Annotated in this window: 1 protein-coding gene; it reads right to left on the bottom strand. The window is 71.7% G+C overall.

Features of this window, described 5'->3' with window-relative positions; all coding sequences use genetic code 11:
• Positions 1-63 precede the first annotated feature (63 nt).
• Positions 64-1,317 carry an MFS transporter gene (locus tag ACFWW9_RS45260; RefSeq protein WP_390389705.1) on the bottom strand — a complete coding sequence of 418 codons (1,254 nt, stop codon included), beginning with the start codon at positions 1,315-1,317 and terminating at the stop codon, positions 64-66.
• Positions 1,318-1,515: the final 198 nt, after the last annotated feature.

The raw sequence follows: 1,515 nt of genomic DNA, 5'->3' as shown, positions 1-1,515 counted from the left end.
GGCCACAAGCCCGTGCCCCGCTCTCGCGCTCCGCCCGTTCCCGGCGCGGGGAGCGGACGTCGTTCAGGGGTGCGGGGCGTCCTCAGTTTCCCGCACGGACGGGAAGCGGCGCAGCGTCGGGCTGAGCAGGCTGCCCACCGCGACCACCGCCAGGCACGCCCCGCACACCAGCAGGCTCGTGGTGCTCCGGCCGCCCGCCAGCACCACCATCGCGGTGCCCGCCAACGGTCCCAGCGCGCTCGCGCCCTCAGCGCCCAGGCCGACGATGCCGCTCAACCGACCGCGCAGCTCGTCCGGGGTGACCACCATCTGGTAGGTCATGACGGTGGTGGCGGTGACCGGGATGAAGAACGCGGTCGCGAAGAGCACCAGCCCCAACGGGATCCCCGGCGGGACGAGCGCCATCACCGCCGTCATCGCCGCCGTGACCATCGTGAAGCCGACCACGATCACCGACGACGGCAGCAGGTCGACCATCTTCGAGGCGAACACGGCGCCGAGGATGCCGCCCGCGCCGAGGAACGCCATCATCACGCCGGTCACGCCGGGGGCCAGGTCGTACTCGCCCGACGCGGTCAGCACGATCAGCACCAGCGCGCTGAAGAAGAGCTGGGTGAAGACCAGCCACACCATGGTCGCCCGGATGACCGGGTGCCGGAGCACCCACCGGAAGCCCTCCACGAGGTCCGCGCCGACCCCCGCTTCCTCGTCCTCCTCCACCTCGGCCCGGTACGGCAGGGAGAGGAACAGCAGCGCCGCGAACGAGACGAACAGCATGGCCGCGCCGAGCAGGAACGGCAGCACGTGGTGGACGCCGAACAGCAGGCCCGCCGCCACCGGTCCGAGCAGGTTCGCCACGAACGGGCGGGCCGTGTTGCGCGCAATCGCCTGGGACAGCTGGGAAGTGGGCACCACCTGCGGCAGCGCCGCGTCCTCGGCGGGGGCGAAGACCGAGCCCGCCAGCCCCTCCAGCAGCGCCATGGCCACCAGGTACGGGAAGGGGTCGAGTCCCCTCAGCACCACCAGGCAGCCGACGACCAGCGAGACGATCCGCACGGCCTGGCACACCAGCATGACCCTCTTGCGGTTCCACCGGTCGGCGACCACGCCCGCGGGCACGGTCGCCAGCATCGTCGCCGCCGCGAGCACCGTCAGCACCACGCCCAGTTCCGCGACGGACCCGGAGGTGGCCAGCACCAGCAGGGGGAACGCGATCGCCAGGATCGCGTTGTTCAGCTCCGAGAACAGCAGGCTGGACCACAGGATGTTGTAGTTCCGGTTGCGGGCCAGCGGGGTCTCGACGGACGCCTCGCTCACGGTGTTCTCCTTCCTCTCGGGGCTACTCGGACCGCTTGGCGAGCCGTCCGACGAGCTGGACGCCGTCGACGTCGCCGTCGGACCCGCCGCGCAGGAACCGTCCGGTGTGGACGGTTCCGCCGTCCGGCTCGCGCAGGGTGAACCGCAGATCGTCCACGAAGGACAGGTCCGCGTAGGGCTCGCCGTCGACGGACAGGC

Source organism: Umezawaea sp. NPDC059074 (assembly GCF_042738955.1).
Classification (GTDB): Bacteria; Actinomycetota; Actinomycetes; order Mycobacteriales; family Pseudonocardiaceae; genus Umezawaea.
The sequence above is the reverse complement of the archived record's forward strand: the minus strand, read 5'-3'. Positions and strand labels throughout refer to the sequence as shown.